The following is a 21033-nucleotide window of genomic DNA, read 5'->3' on the forward strand; positions in this document are numbered from 1 at the left end:
TTTCTGTCTGTCGTCGACTTCCTGCCACGGGGCTGGGAGCATGGACCCATGATCAGCAACGTGGCCGTCATCGTGTTCGACGAGGTCTCCCCCTTCGAGCTCGGGGTGGCCTGCGAGGCCTGGGCGATCGACCGCTCGGGCGACGGCCTGCCCGTCATGGACTTCGCCGTGTGCAGTCCCGACGGGCGGCCGGTCCGTACGATCGCCGGCTTCGACATAGCGGTCCAGCACGGGCTCGACCGGGTGGCCGCGGCGGATCTGGTGGTCCTCCCGGCGATGTCCCGGGACATCCCGGTCCCGGAGGAGGTGATCCACGCGCTGCGCGCGGCCCACGACCGTGGCGCCCGGCTCCTGTCCATCTGCTCGGGCGCCTTCGTCTTGGGGGCGGCCGGCCTGCTCGACGGCCGCCGCTGCACCACCCACTGGATGCACACCGCGGAGCTGGCCGAGCGGTTCCCCGCCGCGCAGGTGGTGCCCGAGGTCCTCTACGTGGAGGACGGCAGCATCCTCACCAGCGCCGGCACCGCGGCGGGTCTCGACGCCTGCCTCCACCTGTGGCGCCAGGAGTTCGGCTCGGCGGCCGCCAACACCGTGGCACGGCGCATGGTGGTGCCGCCGCAGCGCCAGGGCGGTCAGGCCCAGTTCATCAAGGACCCGGTGCCCGAGCGCCGGGCCGAGACGCTGGACCCGCTGCTCACCTGGATCGTGGGGCACCTCGACGAGCCGCTCGACGTCGACGCCCTGGCCCGGCGCGCCGCCATGTCCCCGCGCACCTTCGCCCGCCGGTTCCGCGACGAGACGGGCACCACGCCGCACGCCTGGATCACCGCGCGGCGCCTGCACCGGGCCGAGCAGCTCCTCGAGGAGACCGACCTGCCCGTCGAGCGCATCGCCGCGGACGTGGGTTTCGGCAACGCGGCCACGCTGCGCCACCACTTCACCCGGATCCGCCGGCTCAGCCCGCAGCAGTACCGCCGCCGCTTCGCGACGACCTCCTGACCACCGCCTCCTGAGCACCTCGGCCGCGAGAGCGCGGCCGACGAGCTCCGTCATGGTCGCAGTCTCGAGCAAGCGTTCCGCTCATCCGGGACTCCGCGGCAGAGTGCCGACAGACTTGGCAGAAAATGACCGGAGGTAGTCATTTCTGCCACTCGTGCGAGAGACTCCGGCCGACGAGGCTTGTCAGCGTGAGGGTGCGCCGGATCGGCCGGCACACCGCAGGCAAGGAGCTCATCATGATCTCGTTCGTGTTCCTGGTGCTGGCCGCAGCCGCTGTGCTGTCGGTGTACACAGTGATCGGCCGCCTGGCCGCACCCCCGGAGGAGCGGGTGCCGTGGCGCCACCTCGGGTGGGACGGCTGGGTCCACACGCTGCGACGCAGCCTGGTCTTCCTGGGCGACGGGGCCCCGCGCGTGGGCGCCGGTCACCCGGTGAGTCCGTCGAACGTCGTCGCCGCGTCGTCGGGCCGGCAGGCCGCCGTGGCTGACGACATCCCGATGAACGCACGGCCCCTGTCCGGGCCCGCAACCTGCTCGTGAGGTGCGACTGGAAGGAGCCCTCGTCCGGCAGGCAGGTCCAGCGCCTGCTGCCCGACGAGGGCATTACCCCGACGGGCGCTACAGCAGCCGGCTGTAGAACACCGTGGGCAGCGGTGTGAACCCTCTGGCGGCGCTTGCGGCACGAGCTGATGGACCTCAGGGAGTCCAGCCGAGCACCGCTTCCCCGAACGTCATGACGCCGAACCATGTTGCGACGGCCACCACGGGGACCAGGAGCACCAGGTAGGACCGACGCTGCACCAGCCGCACCCCGACATATGTCAGGAGCACCCACCACACACCCAGGAGCACGATGGCCCACAGCGGAGCCATCAAACCGCTGGCCATGTAGAAGAATCCGACCACCAGCTGGGCCAGGGCCGCGATCACCACGGCCACCACGAACAACGGCTTCGTCGTTCTCATAAGAGAACTGTGCGCTCACGGGGCGGAACCCACAAGAGTCCACCCGGCTGCCCCACGGAGCCGCACGGACCGCAGTGCCCGGTCGCCGGTACCGTCGCGCATCCCGGGCGTCCGGGCCGTGGGCACCTGACATGAGGGCAGCCGGGTTGAGAGGATGGCCCCATGGCAGCACGCGCGGGAACCGGCCGGCCGACGCGGGATCTGATCCGCTTCAAGATCGTCCTGCTGGACACCGAACCCGAGATCTGGCGGCTTCTCGAGCTGGACGCAGATCTCACGTTGGACCGGGTGCACGAGGCCCTGCAGATCGCCATGGGCTGGCGAGACAGCCACCTGCACCTGTTCGAGGACACCGACCCCGACGAGCGCCTGCACCCGGTGGACGGGGAGGTCCGGGACCCCCGGCGCTGGATGACCCACGAGGACCTGAAGGAGCTGGACGGCCTGCCCGAGACCGAATGGACCCTCGGCCAGGTGCTGGCCGAGGAGAGCAGTCCGTTGTACTACGAGTACGACTTCGGTGACCGCTGGATCCACCGCCTCGAGTTCGTCGAGCAGCTCACCGTCCCCGCGATGGAACCGGCTGCGCACGTGGATCGCGGCGAACGGCGAGCGCCCCCGGAGGACTGCGGCAGCACTCCCGGCTATGCCGAGCTGCTGGGCGCCCTCGCCGATCCCGGCCACGAGCGTCACCAGGAGCTGACGGAGTGGGTTGCCCATACCGTCGGTCCGTGGCAGCCGTTTGATGCCGACCAGTTCGACGTCGACGCCGTCAACCGCGAGCTGGCCCTCCGTTTCCCCGCCTCCGACGACGACGGACGCCCCGCCGCGCATCCGGACACACCTCCCCTTGTCGCCGAGCTGGTGGAGCGGGTTCCGCCCGGTCTGCGCCCAGAACTTCGCACCTGTCTGCAGTCCGCTGAGCTGGAGACACCCGTGCTGGTCGATGCGGCCGTGGCGGACCGGATGGTGACCCCGTACCGCTGGCTGATCCGCAGGGTCGGTGCCGATGGTTTGAATCTGACCGCTGCCGGGTGGTTGCCGCCCTCCGTGGTGGCCGAGGCCATGGAGGAGTTCGGCTGGGATGAGCGCTGGATCGGGAAAGGCAATCGGGAGGAGTGGACCCAGCCGGTCAGGCGGCTGCGCGAGCAGGCGCACAGGCTCGGACTGGTGCGCAAACTCAAGGGTCGGCTGGTCCTGCCCGTGGCCGTCCGAGGGCTCGGGGACGACCCCGTGGGCCTGTGGTTCTTCGTGGCCCGGTCCCTGGCCCACCGGCACCGGCACGACGCCGGGCGCGATGCCACGCTCCTGCTGGCCCTCGAGCTCGCGGCCGGTCACACCGAATCCCAGGACGAGGTGCTGCGACGGATCGGCTTCGGTCTGGAGGTCCTCGGCTGGCAGGCCGCCGACGGGTGGGGACTCACCCCCGACATGGTGCGCGGCCAGGTCCGGGACAGCTGGGACGTGTTCGCCCAGCTGGGCGTGATCGGCAGACTATCCGCGCTGGATGCACCGGACGCATCCGTTGTTCCGGAAGGGCGCTCCTTCGCCCGCGCCGTGCTGCGCTCCTGACCGCTGTGCTTCTGTCGCTCAGGACAGTCCGGCGCTGAGCAGTGCCGTCAGGAGGTCCGAGCCGTAGTTGACGGCGACTGCAGTGCCCCCGAAGATCATCCCGAGGCCCCACAGCCTGCGGCGGCGTCGCGCGCTCCGCACGGTGTGTCGCAGCTCCGCGAAGCGCTCCTGCAGCGCGACCGGGTCCTCGGGCGGCGCGGGATGGTGGTGCCAGGTCCCCGGAACCACGGCTACGGCAGCGATCCGGGCAATCCGCTCAGGAGCCAGGACGGGACGACGACGCTTCAGCCAGCGCAGCAGCTCACGATCGGTGACGACTCTGACGTCGGCGGGACGCTGTTTGACCGTCAGCTTTCCCGGCTCGATCAGCACCAGCACCGGGGTGACCGAGACCGGCTCCCCCACCGCCGCGCTCAGCCGCTTCGCCGCTCGGGCCGCCTCGTGCCGGGCGTGCGGCAGGTAGTGCTGCTTGTGCCCGTCGATCAGGATCGCGTGCTCGCCGATCCAGACATTTCTGCCCGCGTGGTTCTTCGTGTTGAGCGTGAACACGCCCGCCGGACCGATCAGCACGTGGTCGATGTCCGAGACCCCGGCGCCGACCGGAACGGCGTGGAGCACCGTCCACTCCGGGCCCAGGCGGCCGAGGATCTGCCCGACCGCGATCTCCCCCAGAGCCCCCTGGAACCAGGGCCGGCTGTCGGCGTTGAGCGGGTTGGCTCCGACCAGACGTCGCAACCACGACCGGGGCGGATCTCCGTCATGGATCCGCAGCGTCTCAGCCATCACCGCCTGCCCGGCTCGTCGGTTCGCCAGACTGGATTCCTGCACCGGGATTGGGGCCTCCGCCGGCGGCCCGAGCAGCCGGAAGGCGGCGAATCCCGTGGTGCGGATGGGCGGCGGAGGCGCAGGCTCGGCGGAGGGCGGCATGGTCGTCAGCTTTCGGACAGGGGCGGAGGGCATGTCCCGCTGACGATCAGCGGGGCACCGCTTCGACGAAGTGTGTTTACTTTTGCACACAGTATGCGGGTGCGGCAGGCGCACGGCCCCGACGCTGCGGAACGGACACCCCCGTCACACTGCCCGCGCGGTGACGGACCGTGGCTAGGCTGACGCTGGTCTTTTCCGAACACGTGGGGGCGTGGACATGATGCAATTTCTCGGCCGATTCGGCAGTGCAACAGCGGTGGCAGCTCTGACGGTGGGGTTCGTGGCGCCGACGGCAGGCGCGGGCGGGACGACGACCTACGACATCGACTCCGCCTCGAGCCTCACGGTGGTGGTGAACAAGCACCGACCGCTGGATCCACCCAGTTATGCGCCGAAGCCCCTGACCCGGATCAAGACGGAGCAGCTGCGCTCAGAGGCCGCCCAGGCCTACCAGGAGATGGTCAAGGCGGCCAAGGCGGACCGGGTGAACATCGTGGCGATCAGCGGGTACCGCTCCTACGACCACCAGGCCAGTCTCTACGACAGCTACGTGCAGCAGTACGGGCAGGAGACCGCCGACACCATCGCCGCTCGGCCCGGGCACAGCGAGCACCAGACCGGGCTGGCCATGGACGTGGGCAACTCCTCCGGCGCGTGCGCGCTGCAGGACTGCTTCGAGGACACCCCGGTCGGCGCCTGGGTCGCCGAGCACGCCGACGAGTACGGGTTCATCATCCGCTACCCGGACGGAGATGAGAACCAGAAGATCACGGGCTACGACTATGAGCCGTGGCACCTGCGCTACGTCGGTCCGGACCTCGTCGAGGACATGCAGGATGCCGCCAAGGTGGACCCGAAGGTCGACACCATGGAGGAGTTCTTCGGCCTCGCGCCGGCCCCGGACTACCTGTACTGAGCCTGCTGCCGCAGAACTGGGGACACCAGCCTCCCCGGTGATTGCAGATGCATCCATACGCTGGAGGGGAACTGACGCTTTCCTGACAGGACTCCCGTGGCCCCCTCACCCGCTTCTCTCCGCCTGAGCGCCTCCGCGCTCGTCCTCCTGCTCCTGACCGGCTGCGGCGGGTCGGCGGCCTCCAGCGACACGACGTCGTCGTCGAACACCGCCACCACTGAAACCTCCGCCGCTCCGGAACTGCGCGGCGAGCGCGCCGTGGTGGAGCGGGTGATCGACGGCGACACCGTCGACGTCCAGCTGGGCGGCGAGGTGGTGCGGGTGCGGCTGCTCAACATCGACACCCCGGAGACCAAGGACCCCAACGAGATCGTCGAGTGCCTCGGCCCGGAGGCCACAGCGCTGCTGGAGGAGCTCCTGCCGCCGGGCACCGTGGTGGGCCTGGAGTACGACCAGGAGCGCACCGACCGCTACGACCGCACCCTGGCCGGGGTCTTCCTGGAGGACGGCACGCTGGTCAACGCCGAGATCGCCCGCCAGGGCCTGGGCACACCGCTCTACATCGCGCCGAACGGCCGGTTCCTGCCGCCCGTCGAGGAGGCCTTCGCCGAGGCCGAGCAGCAGCAGACCGGCCTGCTCGACCCCGCCCACGGCTGCACCATTCCCGCACAGCTCCAGCAGGCGGAGGGCGCGCTCGCCGACGCCGCGCCGGCGGACCTCGCCGATGCGACCGGTGAGGTGGCGGCCGCCGTCGCGTTCCTGGCGGCCCTCGACGCGGTCGACGGCGACGCGCACCCGCACGTCCGCCATCTGGTCGGGCTGCCGTCGCTCACGACCGGGATCTCAGGCGTCCGCCAGGACGTCGCTGCCCTCCAGGAGCGTGCCGCGGAGCAGCGCCGCGCGGCGGAAGCCAAGGCTGCGGAGCGCAGGGCGGCCGAGGACCAGCGCCGCCAGGCGGAAGCCGACGCGGCACGTCAGGCGGAGTCCGCCCGGCAGGCCGAGCTCGACCGCCAGGCGGAAGCGGCACGGCAGGCAGCGACCGACGCCGCCCGTCAGGCGGTCGTGCCCGCGCCGGCGCCCGCACCGAACCCGGCACCCGTTCCCACTCCCGCGCCGAGACCCGCGCCGGCCCCCGCCCCGAACCCGGGCGCCAACATCGTCAACCAGGCCCCTCCCGGCTACTACGCGGACATCCCCGGCTACACCGGGCCGCGCTGCTACGCGCCCGGGGGGAAGTTCTTCAAGCCCTGCTGAGCCCCGTCTCGGATCGTGAGGTCCCGCGGCGAGCGCCGCGGATGCGGACCGACCCGGCAGCCCACGTCACGATGTGCGCTGCCGGGTCGGTGCGCCCGGACTACTGGAGCCGAAGGGCCGGCCCCGGCGGGGATCAGGAGAAGTTGATGCCTCCGTCGATCAGGACCGTCTGCCCGGTCATGTGGTCGGAGTCGGATCCGGAGAGATAGGACACGAGCTTGGCCACGTCGGCCGGCTCGGAGACCCGGCCCGCCAGGATGTTGTCCACCTGGGCCTGGAGGGCGCTGCCGCGCGGGGTGCCGTCGCGGGTGGTGAGCCGTTCGTCGATCAGGTCCCACATCGCGGTCCCCACCACCCCGGGGGCGTAAGCGTTGACGGTGATCCCGTGCCGGGCGAACTCCATCGCCGCCGCCTGGGTCAGACCGCGCACGGCCCACTTCGTGGCGGAGTAGGAGGCCAGGACGGGGAAGGGCCGGAAGGCCACGATCGAGGCGGCCCCGATGATCTTGCCGCCGGTGCCCTGTTCGATGAACTGCCGGGCCGCGGCCTGGTAGCTGTAGTAGACGCCCTTGATGTTGACGTCCAGCATCCGGTCGAGGGCATCCGGCTCCACGTCCAGGATCTCGTCGACCTGGGCGATGCCGGCGTTGGCCACGAAGACGTCCAGCTGCCCGAGGGCGTCCACTCCTTCCTGCACCATGCGTGCGACGTCCTCGTGGTTGGACACGTCCCCGGCCACTCCGACGGCCTTGCGGCCCCGGTCCTCCACGGCGGAGACCACCGCGTCGATGTTGTCCTGGGCGTCGGGGACGTCGGCCACGACGATGTCGAGCCCGTCGTCGGCGAGCCGCTCGGCGATGGCGCGGCCGATGCCCCGCCCGGCTCCGGTGATCAGTGCGACGCGAGAAGTGGTGTCCGGCATGGTGTCTCCTGTGGTCGTGGCACCGGTCCTGCGCTCCGCCGGCTCCGTCGCCGGCGCTGGTGCCCGTGCCCATGAGTCTGCGGGGGTGACTCAGCTCACGAAACAGGCGCTATCGCCCAGCGATAACCCTTGGGACACCAGCTGCGTGCACGTCGAGTCCGTCGAAGGCGGACGTGCATCACGCTGCGATCGCCACTCCGTGCGTCACCCGAGGCGTCAGCAGCACCGGCACGTGCCGCCCCAGCGGTCATAGGCGAGGCGCGCCAAGTCCCACTGGGCGTTGCGGTCCCGGTCCCGGGCGACCAGGCCCGCGTAGGTGATGGCGGAGACGGTGGCCAGCGCCCATCCTGCGGTCGACCGCAAGGACGAGGGCGGGGCCTTGATGCCCAGGGCCATGCCGAGCAGGACGGCCAGCACATGGAGGGGTCGGCCCTCCGGAATGATTTCCATGGGGGTGCTCCTGACGTGGGGAAATGAATGTCGCAATCAACATCGTCCCATGTCAGAGGCACATTGGTCGGCGGAATGTGCTCGGCAGAGCGTCCCCTCATACGTGGACAGAGGCTCAGCCCGGAGCGACCGGGAGAGGGTGTCGGCCGTCAGGAGCCGGACCGGTCCCGGCGTCAGCACCATCCACCGTACGGCCGTGGCCGCGCACTGCAGAACATGGTCTTCCCGACTCTTGTAAAACGTTGTTCAGACAAAGTTGGACAAGACGACAGGGTGACCAACGTACCGACCAGATCTCGTCCGCTCGGACGACTTCGCCGCACGCCTCGGACGCCGCGCCTGAGCCGTCGGTGACCGACCCGCGTCGTCGTCGCCCATACTCCGAGCGGAGTCCGCGCTGTCGTGTCGGACCGGCCGAGGACCCTGGGGCCTGAGACGATCGACGTCCCAGCGACCCCGAGGAGCCCATCGTGGAGAAGACAGATCAGCCGGTCGAGGAATACCTCGCCGGGGTCACGCCGGCGAAGCGGCGGGCGGACGCCGAGCGCCTCCTCCCCCTGTTCACCCGGGTCACCGGGCAGCCGGCGGAGATGTGGGGCACCATCGTGGGCTTCGGCCAATACCACTACAAGTACGCGAGCGGGCACGAGGGCGACGCCCCCGCGGCGGGCTTCGCGGCCCGGAAGGCGGCGACGACGGTCTACGTGTACGACGGAGTCGACGCCCACCGGGAGAACCTGGCGCGCCTGGGCCCGCACACCACCGGGGTGGGCTGCATCTACCTCAAGGATCTCGGCGCGGTGGACCTGGACGTCCTCGAGCAGATCGTCGCCGCCTCGTACACCAAGCTCGGCGACGGCCCCTGGACGGACCGCGCCCGGGACGGCGCCCCGGACTGAGCGGACGTCGCCGCCGACACGGAGGCGACATGAGTCACGGGCCGGCGACGATCCGGCCGTTCCCCTTGGACCGCCCCTCGGCGGGGCCTACGGTCAGCTCAGCAGGAGTGGAACGCCGCGGACCCCAGGAGGACACCGTGATCCCCGCCGACCTGACCCAGACCGTGGAAGCCGACCACCAGGCCTTCAGCGCCCTGGTGCGCGGGGACCCCGAGCCGAAGGTGGGGATGTTCTCCCGGGCCGGGGACGTCACCCTGGCGAACCCGCTGGGTCCGCCGGCCCGCGGATTCGAACGGGTCGCCGAGGCCGTGCGCCGAGGCGCGTCCCAGATGCGGGACGGCGAGCCCGTCCGGTTCGAGCGCATCTCCGAGTACGGCACGGCGGACATCGCCTACATCGTGGAGATCGAGCACTGCCGGGCCAAGCTCGGCGGAGCCGATCAGCCGGTTCCCTTCGCGCTGCGGGCCACCACCGTCTACCGCCGCGAGGAGGACGGTGTCTGGCGGATCTGCCACCGCCACGCCGATGCCATCACCACGCCCCGTCCCATCGAGTCGATGGTCGACCGGTCCGGGACCGGGGCCTGACCAGGTGCCGGCGGGACGGCCACCAGGACGTCCCGCCGGACGGAGAAGGGACGAGACGATGCCGCTCTACCTGTCCAAGTTCAGCTACACCCCGGAGACCTGGGCGCGGTTGATCGCCCACCCGGAGGACCGCCGCCGGGCCGCCCAGGACTACATCGAATCGGTCGGCGGGAAGCTGCACGGCTTCTGGTACGCCTTCGGCGAGCACGACGGCTACAACCTGTGGGAGGCGCCCGACAACGTGTCCATGGCCGCGGTCGCCCTCGCCATCAGCGGAGGCGGCGCCCTGAGCTCCCTGGAGACCACGGTGCTCATGAGCGTCGAGGACACGCTGGAGGCGCTGCGCCGGGCCGAGCAGGTCAAGTACCGGCCTCCCGGCACCTGATCCCGGCCGCCAAGGGATCCCGAGCAGAAGACCGACGGCTGGATCGCTCAGCGGGACGGGGGCGGCCCGGCCGGCCCTCCGGCCGTGCCTCCGCCGGTGGGCGTGGTGGTCGTGTCCACCCCGGCGGTCAGGGTGACGGTGTAGCCCTGGGCGACGCTGCCGGTGACGGCACCCAGCTGGCTGGCCCCGCCGTCGTCGCCGAAGACGTTGTCGCTCGCCAGGGTGAGCTGGGCCAGGTTGCTGACGGAGGACTCGTAGCCGGCGGTGGCGTAGACGGCGTCGCAGGCGTTCTTCGGCAGGGCGACCTGCGAGGTGGCGATCGCGGTGGTGGAGTCGGTGATGGACGCCTGGTCCGGGTAGACCTCGAAGTGGATGTGCGGCCACCGGCCCGTGTAGCAGGCCGGGAAGATGCTGGTGAAACGCACCTTCCCGTCGTCGTCGGCGATCTGTACCCCGCGCAGGTAGTTCTCCCCCGTGACGCCCTCGCTGTACATGGAGTAGCGGCCCTCCCGGTCACAGTGCCAGACGTAGACGGCCACTCCCGCGAACGGCACCCCGCCGTTGGCGAGATCGGCGACGGTCAGCTCCAGCGTCATGGGCACGCCCTCGGCGGTGCCGCCGGCGTCCCCGAAGCTGGAACGCAGGTCGCTGCGCACGATCCCGCTCTGCTCGAGCACGTCCGGGCCGTTGGAGCCGTCCCCGGGGTAGGGCCCGGCGGTCTCGTCCGGGATCTCGTCCACCGCCAGGGCCGTGGCCGAGGCCGAGGGTGACGTCGAGGCCGACGACGACGCGCTCGCGCCGCTGCCGCCCGCTCCGGCTCCGCAGGCCGCGAGTCCGAGGGCCGAGGCGCCGAGACCGAAGACCGTCAGCACCTTCCGCCGGTTCATCAGGGTGCCGATGTCGAAGCCCAGCCCCTGGTCCACCACCTCCTCCTCGGGGCGCGGCAGCCGGCGGCCCTCGTAGCTGAGCGCCGTCTCGTGCGGGGTGCTGCGGTCCATGGGTCCTCCATCGGTACTGGTCGTCGTCGGCCTCCACGCTAGGAACGGGTGCTGTGCCGCGGCTGAGCCGGGACACAGCCCCGCGTGTGCGAATTCATGGGTCGGTGCGGGCGCCCGGTCGGCGGGACGCGCACCGGCCGCAGTCCGCCGGCGACACGCAGCGGCGGCGAGCAACGATCCGGTCTCACCCCGACAAACCCGCCGCACCGGGGTCCTACCGTGGGAGCACCCGGCCCGTCGCTCCCCCGGGGCGCCCGGGCCCCCGCCACGCGGACACCGCACGGAGGACCACCATGCAGACACTGGGCCGCGCCGAGGACTCCATCCACGTCGAGGCGCCGCCGCGGGCGGTCTACGACCTCGTCGCCGACGTCACCCGCACCCCCGAGTACAGTCCCGAGGTCGACGAGGTGGTCTGGCTCGACGACGGCGGACCCCGCGTCGGCGCACGCTTCCGGGCCCGCAACCGGGTGCCGCCCGACTCCCGGTTCCCGTGGCACAACACGCCGATCGTCATGGCCGCCGAACCCGGCCGGGAGTTCGCGTTCGCCCGCACCGAGCGCTTCGCCGGCACCCTCGTGTGGCGCTACCGGTTCGAGCCGGAGGGCACCGGCACCCGGGTGACGGAGTCCTACGAGATCGCCCGCCCGGTCGGCCGCATCGGCTGGTTCATCATCGGCACCCTGGGCCGGGACCGGGACCGGATGACCACGATGCGCGAGGGACTGCGGGAGAGCCTGCAGCGGCTCAAGCGCGTGGCCGAGGCCGACGCCGCGTCGTCGTCCTCCGCACCGTGACGGACAGGCCGACCATCGGCGACGACCGGCCCGTGCGGGGAGGGCGGCTCACCCCTGGGGGGTGCTCAGGTGCTTGAGGTGCTCGGCCTTGAGCCGGCGGTAGTGGGGCATGAGCTCCGCCGCGCTGTAGGTGGCCGTGGCGGTCACCGGTGTTCCGGGATGACCGTGCGCCGCGAGGATCCGGAGCAGCGCCGCCTCGTGCTGGGTGAGGATCGTCTGGTTGAAGTAGCCGTGGTGCAGCAGGGCGGCGATCCCTCCGGCGTAGGCCCAGGTCGGGGAGCCTTCGTCCATCGGCGCCCGAGGGTCGCCCCAGTCGGCGGGCCCGCCGGTGGCGGCCAGTTCGGAGGCCAGGACGTTGTCCAGCGCCTCGGCCCGGAAGGACAGGGAGAGCTCGGCGACCTCGTCGACGATCTCGAAGCGGTCCACGCGCACCCCGGCCGGGGAGCGGGTCTCCACCAGGTTCTTGGCGTCCTGCAGGATCTCGGAGGTGGTCATCGTCGTCTCGCTTCCTGAGTGGGGGGGCGAAGCACAGTCGATTCGTATACATCAGCCTACTGGCTACTCCGGAGTCACTATTTGGCCCCTCTGTCCCCACAAAGACCCACGTCTGGGGCGCCGCACAGGGTGCATCGCAGGCCGATCGCACGGTTCACCCCACCATGATCCTGGGGGTCGCCCTCGTTCGTGACGCCCCGGCAGTCCGCAGCTGAGGCCCGCCCGCGCTAGCTCAGGCGGGCCGCAGCGGCGACCGCGGCGTTGCGCACGGCCAGCCCGTGCCGCGCCGTGCCCACGCGATTCGCCAGACGGGCCAGACGCACCGTGCGGACGGTGGGCCGGCGGCGTACGGCGTCGCACCAGTGCAGGGCGCCGGGCACGTCGGAGGCGGCGGTCAGCGCCTCGACGAGCGCCGTGGCGTCGAGGAGGGCCTCGCAGGCGCCCCGGCCGAGATTGGGTGCCATGCCGTGGGCGGCGTCGCCGAGGAGCACGGTGTGCCCCCGGACGTAGGACGGGAGCGGGGGCACGTCGAGCAACGTGCGCCGGTCGATCGGGGTGTCCCCGAGGGCCGCCAGGACGCGCCGCACGTCCGGGTGCCAGTCGCCGTAGAGCCGGTGGAGGGCCTGGGCGTCGTCGCGCTCGGACGCGGCGGCGGCGAGCACGTCGGCGCGGACGCTCGCGAACCAGTTGGTGCGCTCGGCGTCGTGCGGGGTGATCCCGAAGAGCCGCGCCGGCCCCCAGGTCTCCGTGGCGCCGTCCGCCGGCCCCGGGACGGTGCCGCGGAGGGCGACCGTGCCCAGCGGCCGCGGGGCGACGCCGAAGAGCGCGGCGCGGACGGGGCTGTTGACGCCGTCCGCGGCGACGACGACGTCGGCCGCGGGCAGGGCGCCGTGGTCCGTCACCGGGGCGTTCCACGCGATGACGTCCGGGGGCAGGCCCTGGGCCAGCGCCGCCAGGAGCGCCGGCCGGGGGACCAGCCGGGCCGTGCGCCCGGGGCCGAGGTGGGCGATCTCGGTGCCGTCCGGCCGGAGGAGCCGCGCACCCCGCTGCTCCACGGACGCGGTCCGGACCTGCTCGCCCACCCCCAGCCGGTCCAGGGCCTGCATCGCCTCGGGCCACATGCCCAGCGCCGTGCCGGTGCCGGGCAGGCCCGAGGAGCGCTCGAGCACCCGGACGGACCAGCCCGCGCCGAGCAGGCCGCGGGCGGTGGCCAGGCCGGCGATGCCCGCACCGATGACGACGGCCGATCCGCGCACGGCTCCTCCTGTGGTCGGCGGGTCCCGGTCCCGGGACGTGCCCCGGGCGGTCGAGCTGCGGGCGGCCGGGCTACAGGCGGTCGAGGAAGTTCCCGATGTTCTCCCACGTCCAGGACTCGCAGCGCGCCGGGCCCATCTCGGCCGGCTTCTTCCGCGCCTCGGGCTCCACCCACAGGCCCAGCAGCGGCTTGTCCTCGGCCACCGCGCACCGGATCTGCCACCGCGCCGCGTCCGATTCCGGCGTGCCGCCGCCGATCAGCGCGATCACGCCGTCGCTGCGGCGGATCCGGTCCCGCACGTCCTGCTTCCACTCGTCCGGGCTCGTCCCGTTCCCGGGCGGCTCCACGAATCGCGCCTGGTCCCCGGCCCGGTCCCACTGCGCGGTGAAAAGGTTCCGGAACAGCTCGTCCTGCTCCGCGAACGCCAGAAATACAGTCTTCGGCGCCATTGCCGTCAACTCCCTGCCACATCGAATGTTTGTCCTAGTGCAAGGCACCATATGCGGTCGGCGCCGTCCGGCGGGCGGGGCCGAGCAACATCCCTTCATGAAGACCTCTGATGTCTTGAGGTGCAGTGCGCGGCCCGCATGCCCTTCGCGCGCTCTGGCCTGCCCGCGGGCGGGGTGGGAAAATGGTGCTGCACAGGTCCAGCACTGGGGAGTTCCGATGAGACACCACGGCCACGACCACCACCACACCGGGCCCGGCGGCGGCCACGACGAGGGGACCGATGCCGCCGCGTCCTCGCCGACCGACCCCACGTTCTACCGCTCCCCGGCCGAGGCCATCGCCGCCCCGCGGGAGAAGCTGGCGTACGTGGTCGCCTTCGACCGCGGCGCTGAGCGTCCCGACGCGCTGACCGTCGTGGACCTCGACCCGGACTCGGCCTCCTACGGCACGGTGGTCGGGTGGGAGGACATGCCCACCACCGGGGACGAGCTGCACCACTTCGGCTGGAACGCCTGCAGCAGCGCCTTCATGCACGAAGGGCACGAGATGACCGGTCTGTCCCGCCGGTACCTGCTGATGCCCGGGCTGCGGTCCTCCAACGTGCACGTCGCCGACACCCACCCCGACCCCCGCGCCCCGCGGGTGATCAAGACCATCACGGCGCAGGAGCTGGCCGAGAAGGCCGGGTACTCCCGCCCGCACACCCTGCACTGCGGCCCGGACGGGGTCTACCTCTCCTGCCTGGGGGCGGCGTCCGGGGACGGCGGGCCGGGCGGGATCGCCGTGCTCGACCACGACACCTTCGACGTGGTCGGGCGGTGGGAGACCGACCGCGGCCCCCAGCACCTGGCCTACGACGCCTGGTGGCACCTGATGCACAACACGCTGGTCACCAGCGAGTGGGGCACTCCGGCGATGGTGGAGAACGGCGTGGTCGCCGAGCAGCTGCTCAACCAGGAGTACGGCCACGCCCTGCACTTCTGGGACCTGGCCGCCGGCAAGCATCTGCAGCGCGTGGAGCTGGGGCCCGAGCACCAGATGGCCCTCGAGCTGCGACCGGCCCACGATCCGGAGGCGACCTGGGGGCTGGTGGACACGGCGATCTCCACGCAGGACCTCTCGGCCGCGATCTTCCACTGGCACCGCACGGGCACCGGGGAGTGGGCGGCGGAGAAGGTCGTCTCCATCCCGGCCGAACCCCTCGACGCGGACAGGTTGCCGGAGTTGCTGCGTCCGTTCGGGGCGGTGCCTCCGCTGGTCACCGACATCTCCCTGTCCGTGGACGACCGCTGGCTCTACGTCTCCTGCTGGGGCACCGGGGAGCTCAAGCAGTACGACGTCTCCGATCCGGCCCACCCGCGCGAGACCGGATCGGTCCGTCTGGGCGGGATCGGGGACCGCGCCGCCCACCCCTCCGCCCCGGGCACGTGGCTCGGCGGAGGCCCGCAGATGGTGGAGACCAGCCGCGACGGCAAGCGGGTCTACGTGACCAACTCCCTCTACGGGGCCTGGGACGACCAGTTCTACCCCCACGGGATCGGAGCCTGGATGGCCAAGATCGACGCCGACACCGACACCGGCGGCCTGTCGATCGACGAGGACTTCTTCCTCTCCCAGGAGGACTTCCGGGGACTGCGCGTCCACCAGATCCGACTGCAGGGCGGGGACGCGTCCTCCGACTCCTACTGCTACCGCACCTGACCCACGCGCTCGGCACCGGCACCACCGCACGTAAGGAGCCCGCGCCGGACGGATCCGGAGGAGGACGGAGGACCGGAATGGACGAGCTGGAGCGCATCGCCGCGGCGTTCCCCGGGCTGACGTGGTCGAGGGCGCGGCGGATCACCGAGGGCTGGGACCACGTCGTCGTCGTCCTGGACGAGGCCCTGGTGTTCCGCTTCCCGCAGGAGACGCCCTACGCGCAGGCGCTCGGCCGGGAGGTCGCGGTGCTGGACCACCTCGCCCCGCGGCTGCCGGTGCGGATCCCGCGCTACGACCGCGTGGCGCCGGACGGCTCGTTCGCCGGGTACCCGCTCCTGCCCGGCCGCACGCTCCAGCCGGAGGTGCTGGCCTCCCTGGGCGGAACGGCTCGCGACGCGCTCGTGGACCAGCTGGCCGGCTTCCTCTCGGCCCTGCACACCGCGCCTGTCCCCGGCACCCCGCTGGAGCGGGTGCCGGCGTCCTTCCTGGCCGAGGACCAGGACGACGTCCGCAGCGCGGCCGCCGCGCACCTGCCCGCCGTGCTGACCCCGGCAGAGCTGGACGAGGTGGCGCGGATCCTGGCCGACGTCGACGCGCTCCTCGCCGCCGACCTCCCCGAGGTGGTCGTCCACAACGACGTCTACAGCCGGCACCTGCTCTGGGACGACGACGACGCCCGGCTCGGCGTGATCGACTTCAGCGACATGTGTGTCGGTGACCCGGCCGTGGACTTCGCGGAGCTGCACGAGTACGGCGAGGACTTCGTCCGCGCGGTGCACGAGCGCTACACCGGGCCGAGGGACCCCGGGCTCCTCGACCGCGCCTGGACGTACCAGCGCTGGATCGGGGTGTACATGCTCACCGACCACTTCGACGTCGGCAAGACCACGTGGGAGGTCGCCCGGGAGACCTTCGACCGCGTCCGGCGCGGTCGGTGAACCGGGCCCCGGCGCCGCGCCGCACCCGTCGTGGTCCGGGACTGCCGTGACGTCGCCCGGTGCACCGGCCGAGAATGGGAGCATGCGACGACTGACCTACTTCATCGGCGTCTCGATCGACGGCCGGATCGCCGGCCCGCACGACGAGACCGACTTCTTCCCGCTCTCCGACGCCTACGGCGCCTGGCTGGGCGAGGAGTACCCCGAGACCCTCCCGACCCACGTCCGCACCCACCTCGGCATCGACCACGCGCCCCACCGGCACTTCGACACCGTGGTCATGGGCCGGCGCACCTACGAACCGGCCCTGGCGATCGGCGTGGTCAGTCCGTACGCGCACCTGCGCCAGTACGTCGTGTCGACCACGCAGCAGGAGCTCACCCCGGAGGTGACGGTCGTGCGCGAGGACCCGGTCGGGCTCGTGCGCTCGCTCAAGGCCGAGGACTCGCCGTTCGACGTCTGTCTCGTCGGCGGTGCGTCGCTGGCCGCGGCGGTGCTCCCGGAGATCGACCGGGTGGTCGTCAAGCTCTACCCGGTGCTCGCCGGGGCCGGGCGGCCGGCCTTCGACGCCGGAGAGTTCTCGCCCGCCCGGTTCGACCTGACGGACGTCAGCACGTTCGAGGGCGGCCACGTGGTCCTGACCTGGGACCGCCGCCCGGTCGCCTCGTCCTGACCCGGCGGGCACCGCTTAGGGGTCGGCGGGCCGGCTCAGGCCGCGAGCGCGGGCCGGAGGACGGCGTGGGCCCAGGCGCCCAGTGCAGTGGGCGTCGTGGTGAGCGGCTCCCGCGGGTTCTCCGGGGTGAATCCCCGCTGCCCCCGGGACATCCCCAGCACCCCCTCGACCTGCGCGTCGGTGAGGCCGGCCGAGCGCAGGATCCCGGCGACCTCGTCCTCGGCCACCTGGACGGCGGTCAGCGGAAGCCCGAGCGCCTCCCCCACGATCCGGGCGGCCTCGGCGAAGGAGAGGTCCTCGGGCCCGTGCACGCCCTGCGTGTGCCGGCCGGTCCAGTCGGTGGCCAGCAGCCGGACGGCGGCGACGTCCCCGATGTCCCGCGGGTCCACCCAGGGCATCCGGTGGTCGACCGGCAGGGTGGTGCCCAGCACCCCGGACCGCACCGACTCGAGATCCAGCAGCAGGTTGGTGAAGAAGTATCCGCAGCGCAGATGGGTGACGTGCGCGCCCGTGGCGTCGAGCAGCTCCTCGGTGCGGGCCAGCCCGTCGATCTCCCCGAACCCGTGCCGGGCCTCGGCGCCGATGCTGCTCTGGAAGACCACCCGCGGCACGGCGTTCCCAGCCACCGCAGCGGCGGCGACCTCGCCCATCCGGGCGTAGCCGGCGACGGGGTCGTCGTCGTCCGTCGGCGGGTTCACCCAGTACAGGGCGTCGGCCCCGTCGGTGGCCCGGGTCACGGCGGCGAGATCGCCCTGGTCCCCCTCGACCACCTCGCACCGGGCCCGCAGGTCCGGGTCCAGGCGGGACGCGCGGCGCACGAGCACGGTGGGCCGCAGCCCGGCCTGCACGAGCAGCCGCACGACGCGGGAGCCCACGTGCCCCGTGGGCGTGGTGACGACGATCCTCATGACGGGTCCCCTCTGCCTCGAGCAGTCCGGTGCTCCCACCACGCTACGACTCCGGCTGCCCCGGCGCACCGGGTTCCGCCGCCGTCCGCACCCGCCGGAGGGTGGCCCGCCCGTAGGGTGGTCCGGACGGCGGGTTCTCCCTCGGTGAAGAGCACGGCCGGCGCCACTCCGCCCAGCAGCGAGGAACGACCATGACTTCCACCGCGTTCACGATCCGACCGGCGACCAGCGAGAGGTTCGACGACGTCGCCACCGTCCTGGGCCCCCGCAACCCCGACTCGGCGGTCTGCTGGTGCCTCACCTACCGGCTCCCCTCCAAGGAGAACCGCGCGCTGACCGGCCGGGAACGTGCGCAGAGGGTCCAGGAGCTGTGCGCCCGGCCGATCCCGCCGGGCGTCCTCGCCTACGACGGCGGGACGGTGGTCGGCTGGTGCGGCGTGGCCCCGCGGGCCGAGCTGCACTCCTTCGCCCACAGCAGGCGCATCCCGCACGTCGACGACCTCCCGGTCTGGGCCGTGTGGTGCTTCCGGGTGCGCGGCGGCCAGCGGGGCCGGGGTGTGGCCCAGGCGCTGCTCGAGGGCGCCGTGGAGCACGCCCGCGGCCACGGCGCGCCGGCCGTCGAGGGCTACCCGGTGGACAACGGGGACCGGAAGGTCGACACCACGATGGCCTATGTCGGCACCCGCGCCATGTTCGAGCGCGCCGGCTTCACCCAGGCCGCCGACACCACCTCGGTCCTCAACGGCTTCCCGCGCGTGCTCATGCGGCTGCCGCTGCGGTGAGCGGGGCCTGAGCGGGGCCCGCACCGGGCACGAGGTCAGGACGCGGGCGCGGCCCGGGGCGGGCGGCTGAAGCGGGCCCGGTAGTCGGTGGGCGAGATCGCGTACCGGCCCACGAAGCTCTGCCGGAGGGCCTCGGCGGAGCCGAACCCGCACCGCTGGGCGATCGCGGCCGCCGGCAACGAGCTGGACTCCAGCAGCCGGGCGGCGGCGTCGGTCCTGGCCTCCCGCACGAACCGGGCCGGCGGCAGGCCCAGGTGCGCTTCGAAGAGGCGGGTGAGGTGGCGGGGGCTGACCCCGACGTGGTCGGCGACGGCCGCCGTGGACAGGTCCGCGTCCAGGTGGGTGGTGATGAACCCGATCGCCTGCTGCACCACGTCGTTGCCTCCTCCGGAGACGCCGGTGAACAGGCTCATCTGGGCCTGGTTGCCCGGCCGCTGCAGGTAGGTCACGAGGTTGCGGGCCACCTGGCGGGCCAGCGGCACGCCGTGGTCGTCCTCGATGAAGGACAGGGTCAGGTCCAGGGCGCTGGTGACCCCGGCCGCGGTGGCGATCCGCCCGTCGCGGATGTAGATCGGGTCCGGGTCGACCTCGACCTGCGGATAGCGGCGGGCGAGGTCGGCGGCGAAGCGCCAGTGCGTGGTGGCGCGCCGCCCGTCGAGCAGCCCGGCGGCGGCCAGGACGCTGGCGCCGGTGCACACGGAGGCCACCCGCCGGCTCGTGGCCGCGAGGCGCCGCACGTGCCGCAGGAGGGGCTCGGCGTCGGCGGCGCGGTGGTGGCCGAGGCCGCCGGTCACGATCATCGTGTCGACCGGTCCGAGCACGTGCTCGAGGGCGCCGTCCGCCTGCAGGGTCAGACCGGTCTCGCAGCGGATCGGGACCCCGTGCAGGCTCAGCACCTGCACCCGGTAGGGGTCGCGCGGCCGGCCGATCATGTTGGCCAGGGCCAGGGGCGTGGTGATGCAGGCGATGTCGAGCAGCTCCGCCCCGTCGTAGGCGATCACCGCCGTGGCACGATCAGCCATCAGGTTCCCCTGTCACCCGGTGTGGGACGAGTATCCCAGGATTCCGGACGCAGCCGAGGATGCGCCCGAAGAGTGACGTCCGGCCGCTCCTACCCTCGTGGCATGAACCACCGGTCTCCGTCCGCAACCCTCTCCGCTCCGGCGCCGACACCGTCGGCGCCCCGACCCGTCCGGGCGATCGCACGGCGGTGGCCCGCGATCCTCGGCCTGGCGTTCGCCGCGTTCAACCTCGCCACCGACGACCCGCACAGCGTCACAGCCGTGCTCCTGGTGCTGGTGCTCGCGACGACGGGGTACGTGGTGATCGCCGTGCTCGTCCGTCCCCGCTGGTCCTGGCCGGTGCTCGCCGTCCTGGTCGTCCTCGTGGTCACGGCCCGGCTCGCCGGGGCGGGGCCGGTCGTCGAACTGGCCGCCATGACCGCGGTCGTGCTGGGCGCCGTCGGCGTCGGCGCGGTCCGGGGCACCTTCTCGCGGCCAGGGGCCTATCGCTGGCAGCCGTTCGCCGCCGTCGGGTTCATGGCGCTCGGACTCGGTGCGCTCTGGCTCTCCCCGGAGGCCGGGCGCGTGCTGGTCGCTGCCGGCCTGATCGGCCACGCCGCGTGGGACCTGGTGCACTGGCACCGCCACGAGGTGGTCTCGCGGTCGCTGGCCGAGTGGTGCGGCGCCCTCGATCTCGCCCTCGGGGTCGGCGTCCTCGCTCTCGCCCTCGCCGGATGAGCCCGGGCCGACCGGGAGGGAGTGCACGGCGGTCGTCAGCGGCCCGGACGCTCGTGGAACTGCAGCCGGTGCCCGTCCGGCGCGTCGACGGTGGCGTAGGTCCCCCACGGCTCGCTGACCGGATCGGACACCGTGGCACCCCTGGAGCGCAGCTCCGCCACGGTTGCCGCGACGTCGTCCGCGGTGAAGGTCAGGTGGGCGCCCTCGCCGGGGTCCTTGCCGAAGGCCGAGGCCGCCGACAGGACGATCGACGTCTGCGCGCCGGGGGGCCGGACCTCGACCCAGCGAGCGCCCCCGCCCATGTCGGCGTCCGTCACGAGCTCGAACCCCAGGGTGTCCCGGTAGAACGCCAGGGCCTCGTCCTGGTCGCCGACGTACAGCACCGCCGCCGCCACGTTCGTGATCATGGGTTCCTCCTGTG

At 72.4% G+C, this 21033-nt stretch carries 25 protein-coding genes; 14 read left to right on the top strand and 11 right to left on the bottom strand.

Annotation, left to right across the window (positions count from 1 at the left end; all coding sequences use genetic code 11):
• Positions 1–48: 48 nt before the first annotated feature.
• Positions 49–999 (top strand): helix-turn-helix domain-containing protein, encoded by a 951-nt coding sequence (locus RF644_RS03870; RefSeq protein ID WP_368795467.1) that lies wholly within the window; start codon positions 49–51, stop codon positions 997–999.
• Positions 1000–1235: 236 nt separating this feature from the next.
• Positions 1236–1538, top strand: a complete 303-nt coding sequence (locus RF644_RS03875) for a hypothetical protein (protein ID WP_368795468.1) — start codon at positions 1236–1238, stop codon at positions 1536–1538.
• 156 nt (positions 1539–1694) lie between these two features.
• On the opposite strand, the gene RF644_RS03880 is transcribed toward RF644_RS03875, so the two are convergent.
• Positions 1695–1964: a hypothetical protein gene (locus RF644_RS03880; protein ID WP_368795469.1), complete on the bottom strand. Its 270-nt coding sequence runs from the start codon at positions 1962–1964 to the stop codon at positions 1695–1697.
• Positions 1965–2126: 162 nt separating this feature from the next.
• Here RF644_RS03880 and RF644_RS03885 point away from each other — a divergent pair, with 162 nt between their 5' ends.
• Complete coding sequence (locus RF644_RS03885) at positions 2127–3536, top strand: plasmid pRiA4b ORF-3 family protein (protein WP_368795470.1); 1410 nt, start codon at positions 2127–2129, stop codon at positions 3534–3536.
• 18 nt (positions 3537–3554) lie between these two features.
• Here RF644_RS03885 and RF644_RS03890 read toward each other — a convergent pair whose 3' ends face one another.
• A complete protein-coding gene (locus tag RF644_RS03890; RefSeq protein WP_368795472.1) occupies positions 3555–4319 on the bottom strand; it encodes a nuclease-related domain-containing protein in 765 nt (254 codons plus the stop codon).
• Positions 4320–4719: 400 nt separating this feature from the next.
• On the opposite strand from RF644_RS03890, the gene RF644_RS03895 reads away from it, so the two are divergent.
• Both RF644_RS03895 and RF644_RS03900 read left to right on the top strand, forming a co-directional pair.
• Entirely contained in the window at positions 4720–5379 is a 660-nt protein-coding gene (locus RF644_RS03895) for a M15 family metallopeptidase (RefSeq protein ID WP_368795473.1), read from the top strand.
• Between the two features lie 96 nt (positions 5380–5475).
• Entirely contained in the window at positions 5476–6633 is a 1158-nt protein-coding gene (locus RF644_RS03900; protein ID WP_368795474.1) for a thermonuclease family protein, read from the top strand.
• A gap of 133 nt (positions 6634–6766) precedes the next feature.
• On the opposite strand, the gene RF644_RS03905 is transcribed toward RF644_RS03900, so the two are convergent.
• Together RF644_RS03905 and RF644_RS03910 are read right to left on the bottom strand one after the other, a co-directional pair.
• The gene (locus RF644_RS03905; RefSeq protein ID WP_368795475.1) at positions 6767–7555 is read right to left on the bottom strand and encodes an acetoin reductase; all 789 of its coding nucleotides are present in this window, start codon (positions 7553–7555) and stop codon (positions 6767–6769) included.
• Positions 7556–7771: 216 nt separating this feature from the next.
• Positions 7772–8005: a hypothetical protein gene (locus RF644_RS03910; protein WP_368795476.1), complete on the bottom strand. Its 234-nt coding sequence runs from the start codon at positions 8003–8005 to the stop codon at positions 7772–7774.
• Between the two features lie 470 nt (positions 8006–8475).
• On the opposite strand from RF644_RS03910, the gene RF644_RS03915 reads away from it, so the two are divergent.
• The 3 genes from RF644_RS03915 (at position 8476) to RF644_RS03925 (ending at position 9876) form a co-directional block, all read left to right on the top strand.
• A complete protein-coding gene (locus tag RF644_RS03915; protein ID WP_368795477.1) occupies positions 8476–8904 on the top strand; it encodes a DUF1801 domain-containing protein in 429 nt (142 codons plus the stop codon).
• Between the two features lie 137 nt (positions 8905–9041).
• Entirely contained in the window at positions 9042–9491 is a 450-nt protein-coding gene (locus RF644_RS03920) for a DUF4440 domain-containing protein (RefSeq protein WP_368795478.1), read from the top strand.
• A 58-nt stretch (positions 9492–9549) separates the two neighbouring features.
• Positions 9550–9876 (top strand): GYD domain-containing protein, encoded by a 327-nt coding sequence (locus tag RF644_RS03925; protein ID WP_368795479.1) that lies wholly within the window; start codon positions 9550–9552, stop codon positions 9874–9876.
• Positions 9877–9923: 47 nt separating this feature from the next.
• Here the strand turns inward: RF644_RS03925 and RF644_RS03930 are convergent, their stop codons facing one another.
• Entirely contained in the window at positions 9924–10874 is a 951-nt protein-coding gene (locus RF644_RS03930) for an intradiol ring-cleavage dioxygenase (RefSeq protein WP_368795480.1), read from the bottom strand.
• A gap of 293 nt (positions 10875–11167) precedes the next feature.
• Between RF644_RS03930 and RF644_RS03935 the strand changes: the two genes are divergently transcribed.
• A complete protein-coding gene (locus tag RF644_RS03935) occupies positions 11168–11671 on the top strand; it encodes an SRPBCC family protein (RefSeq protein ID WP_368795481.1) in 504 nt (167 codons plus the stop codon).
• Between the two features lie 48 nt (positions 11672–11719).
• Here the strand turns inward: RF644_RS03935 and RF644_RS03940 are convergent, their stop codons facing one another.
• From RF644_RS03940 to RF644_RS03950, 3 genes are all read right to left on the bottom strand, one after another.
• Positions 11720–12166 carry a hypothetical protein gene (locus RF644_RS03940; RefSeq protein ID WP_368795482.1) on the bottom strand — a complete coding sequence of 149 codons (447 nt, stop codon included), beginning with the start codon at positions 12164–12166 and terminating at the stop codon, positions 11720–11722.
• Between the two features lie 227 nt (positions 12167–12393).
• On the bottom strand, positions 12394–13422 hold the full coding sequence (locus RF644_RS03945; protein ID WP_368795483.1) for an FAD-dependent oxidoreductase: 1029 nt from the start codon (positions 13420–13422) through the stop codon (positions 12394–12396).
• A gap of 70 nt (positions 13423–13492) precedes the next feature.
• Positions 13493–13870, bottom strand: coding sequence for a TIR domain-containing protein (locus tag RF644_RS03950; protein WP_368795484.1), 378 nt, complete (start codon positions 13868–13870; stop codon positions 13493–13495).
• Between the two features lie 217 nt (positions 13871–14087).
• Between RF644_RS03950 and RF644_RS03955 the strand changes: the two genes are divergently transcribed.
• The 3 genes from RF644_RS03955 to RF644_RS03965 all read left to right on the top strand — a co-directional run bounded on the left by RF644_RS03955 (position 14088) and on the right by RF644_RS03965 (position 17183).
• On the top strand, positions 14088–15572 hold the full coding sequence (locus RF644_RS03955) for a selenium-binding protein SBP56-related protein (protein ID WP_368795485.1): 1485 nt from the start codon (positions 14088–14090) through the stop codon (positions 15570–15572).
• 77 nt (positions 15573–15649) lie between these two features.
• Positions 15650–16510 carry a phosphotransferase family protein gene (locus tag RF644_RS03960; protein ID WP_368795486.1) on the top strand — a complete coding sequence of 287 codons (861 nt, stop codon included), beginning with the start codon at positions 15650–15652 and terminating at the stop codon, positions 16508–16510.
• A gap of 82 nt (positions 16511–16592) precedes the next feature.
• Positions 16593–17183, top strand: coding sequence for a dihydrofolate reductase family protein (locus RF644_RS03965; protein ID WP_368795488.1), 591 nt, complete (start codon positions 16593–16595; stop codon positions 17181–17183).
• Between the two features lie 35 nt (positions 17184–17218).
• Here the strand turns inward: RF644_RS03965 and RF644_RS03970 are convergent, their stop codons facing one another.
• The gene (locus RF644_RS03970) at positions 17219–18091 is read right to left on the bottom strand and encodes an NAD(P)H-binding protein (protein ID WP_368795489.1); all 873 of its coding nucleotides are present in this window, start codon (positions 18089–18091) and stop codon (positions 17219–17221) included.
• Between the two features lie 191 nt (positions 18092–18282).
• Here RF644_RS03970 and RF644_RS03975 point away from each other — a divergent pair, with 191 nt between their 5' ends.
• Positions 18283–18873, top strand: coding sequence for a GNAT family N-acetyltransferase (locus RF644_RS03975; RefSeq protein ID WP_017834942.1), 591 nt, complete (start codon positions 18283–18285; stop codon positions 18871–18873).
• A 35-nt stretch (positions 18874–18908) separates the two neighbouring features.
• Here RF644_RS03975 and RF644_RS03980 read toward each other — a convergent pair whose 3' ends face one another.
• Positions 18909–19895 (bottom strand): GlxA family transcriptional regulator, encoded by a 987-nt coding sequence (locus tag RF644_RS03980; RefSeq protein WP_368795490.1) that lies wholly within the window; start codon positions 19893–19895, stop codon positions 18909–18911.
• Between the two features lie 102 nt (positions 19896–19997).
• Between RF644_RS03980 and RF644_RS03985 the strand changes: the two genes are divergently transcribed.
• Complete coding sequence (locus tag RF644_RS03985) at positions 19998–20612, top strand: hypothetical protein (RefSeq protein WP_368795491.1); 615 nt, start codon at positions 19998–20000, stop codon at positions 20610–20612.
• A gap of 35 nt (positions 20613–20647) precedes the next feature.
• Here the strand turns inward: RF644_RS03985 and RF644_RS03990 are convergent, their stop codons facing one another.
• Entirely contained in the window at positions 20648–21019 is a 372-nt protein-coding gene (locus RF644_RS03990) for a VOC family protein (RefSeq protein ID WP_368795492.1), read from the bottom strand.
• Positions 21020–21033: the final 14 nt, after the last annotated feature.

The sequence above is a fragment of the Kocuria sp. CPCC 205258 genome (assembly GCF_040981005.1).
Taxonomy (GTDB): Bacteria; Actinomycetota; Actinomycetes; order Actinomycetales; family Micrococcaceae; genus Kocuria; species Kocuria rosea.

Excerpts from the sequence above, each read along its gene's own strand:
- RF644_RS03870 (WP_368795467.1), top strand. The coding sequence starts at position 49 with ATGATCAGCAACGTGGCCGTCATCGTGTTCGACGAGGTCTCCCCCTTC.
- RF644_RS03875 (WP_368795468.1), top strand. The coding sequence starts at position 1,236 with ATGATCTCGTTCGTGTTCCTGGTGCTGGCCGCAGCCGCTGTGCTGTCG.
- RF644_RS03880 (WP_368795469.1), bottom strand. The coding sequence starts at position 1,964 with ATGAGAACGACGAAGCCGTTGTTCGTGGTGGCCGTGGTGATCGCGGCC.
- RF644_RS03885 (WP_368795470.1), top strand. The coding sequence starts at position 2,127 with ATGGCAGCACGCGCGGGAACCGGCCGGCCGACGCGGGATCTGATCCGC.
- RF644_RS03890 (WP_368795472.1), bottom strand. The coding sequence starts at position 4,319 with ATGGCTGAGACGCTGCGGATCCATGACGGAGATCCGCCCCGGTCGTGG.
- RF644_RS03905 (WP_368795475.1), bottom strand. The coding sequence starts at position 7,555 with ATGCCGGACACCACTTCTCGCGTCGCACTGATCACCGGAGCCGGGCGG.
- RF644_RS03910 (WP_368795476.1), bottom strand. The coding sequence starts at position 8,005 with ATGGAAATCATTCCGGAGGGCCGACCCCTCCATGTGCTGGCCGTCCTG.
- RF644_RS03925 (WP_368795479.1), top strand. The coding sequence starts at position 9,550 with ATGCCGCTCTACCTGTCCAAGTTCAGCTACACCCCGGAGACCTGGGCG.
- RF644_RS03930 (WP_368795480.1), bottom strand. The coding sequence starts at position 10,874 with ATGGACCGCAGCACCCCGCACGAGACGGCGCTCAGCTACGAGGGCCGC.
- RF644_RS03935 (WP_368795481.1), top strand. The coding sequence starts at position 11,168 with ATGCAGACACTGGGCCGCGCCGAGGACTCCATCCACGTCGAGGCGCCG.
- RF644_RS03940 (WP_368795482.1), bottom strand. The coding sequence starts at position 12,166 with ATGACCACCTCCGAGATCCTGCAGGACGCCAAGAACCTGGTGGAGACC.
- RF644_RS03950 (WP_368795484.1), bottom strand. The coding sequence starts at position 13,870 with ATGGCGCCGAAGACTGTATTTCTGGCGTTCGCGGAGCAGGACGAGCTG.
- RF644_RS03955 (WP_368795485.1), top strand. The coding sequence starts at position 14,088 with ATGAGACACCACGGCCACGACCACCACCACACCGGGCCCGGCGGCGGC.
- RF644_RS03960 (WP_368795486.1), top strand. The coding sequence starts at position 15,650 with ATGGACGAGCTGGAGCGCATCGCCGCGGCGTTCCCCGGGCTGACGTGG.
- RF644_RS03965 (WP_368795488.1), top strand. The coding sequence starts at position 16,593 with ATGCGACGACTGACCTACTTCATCGGCGTCTCGATCGACGGCCGGATC.
- RF644_RS03970 (WP_368795489.1), bottom strand. The coding sequence starts at position 18,091 with ATGAGGATCGTCGTCACCACGCCCACGGGGCACGTGGGCTCCCGCGTC.
- RF644_RS03975 (WP_017834942.1), top strand. The coding sequence starts at position 18,283 with ATGACTTCCACCGCGTTCACGATCCGACCGGCGACCAGCGAGAGGTTC.
- RF644_RS03980 (WP_368795490.1), bottom strand. The coding sequence starts at position 19,895 with ATGGCTGATCGTGCCACGGCGGTGATCGCCTACGACGGGGCGGAGCTG.
- RF644_RS03985 (WP_368795491.1), top strand. The coding sequence starts at position 19,998 with ATGAACCACCGGTCTCCGTCCGCAACCCTCTCCGCTCCGGCGCCGACA.
- RF644_RS03990 (WP_368795492.1), bottom strand. The coding sequence starts at position 21,019 with ATGATCACGAACGTGGCGGCGGCGGTGCTGTACGTCGGCGACCAGGAC.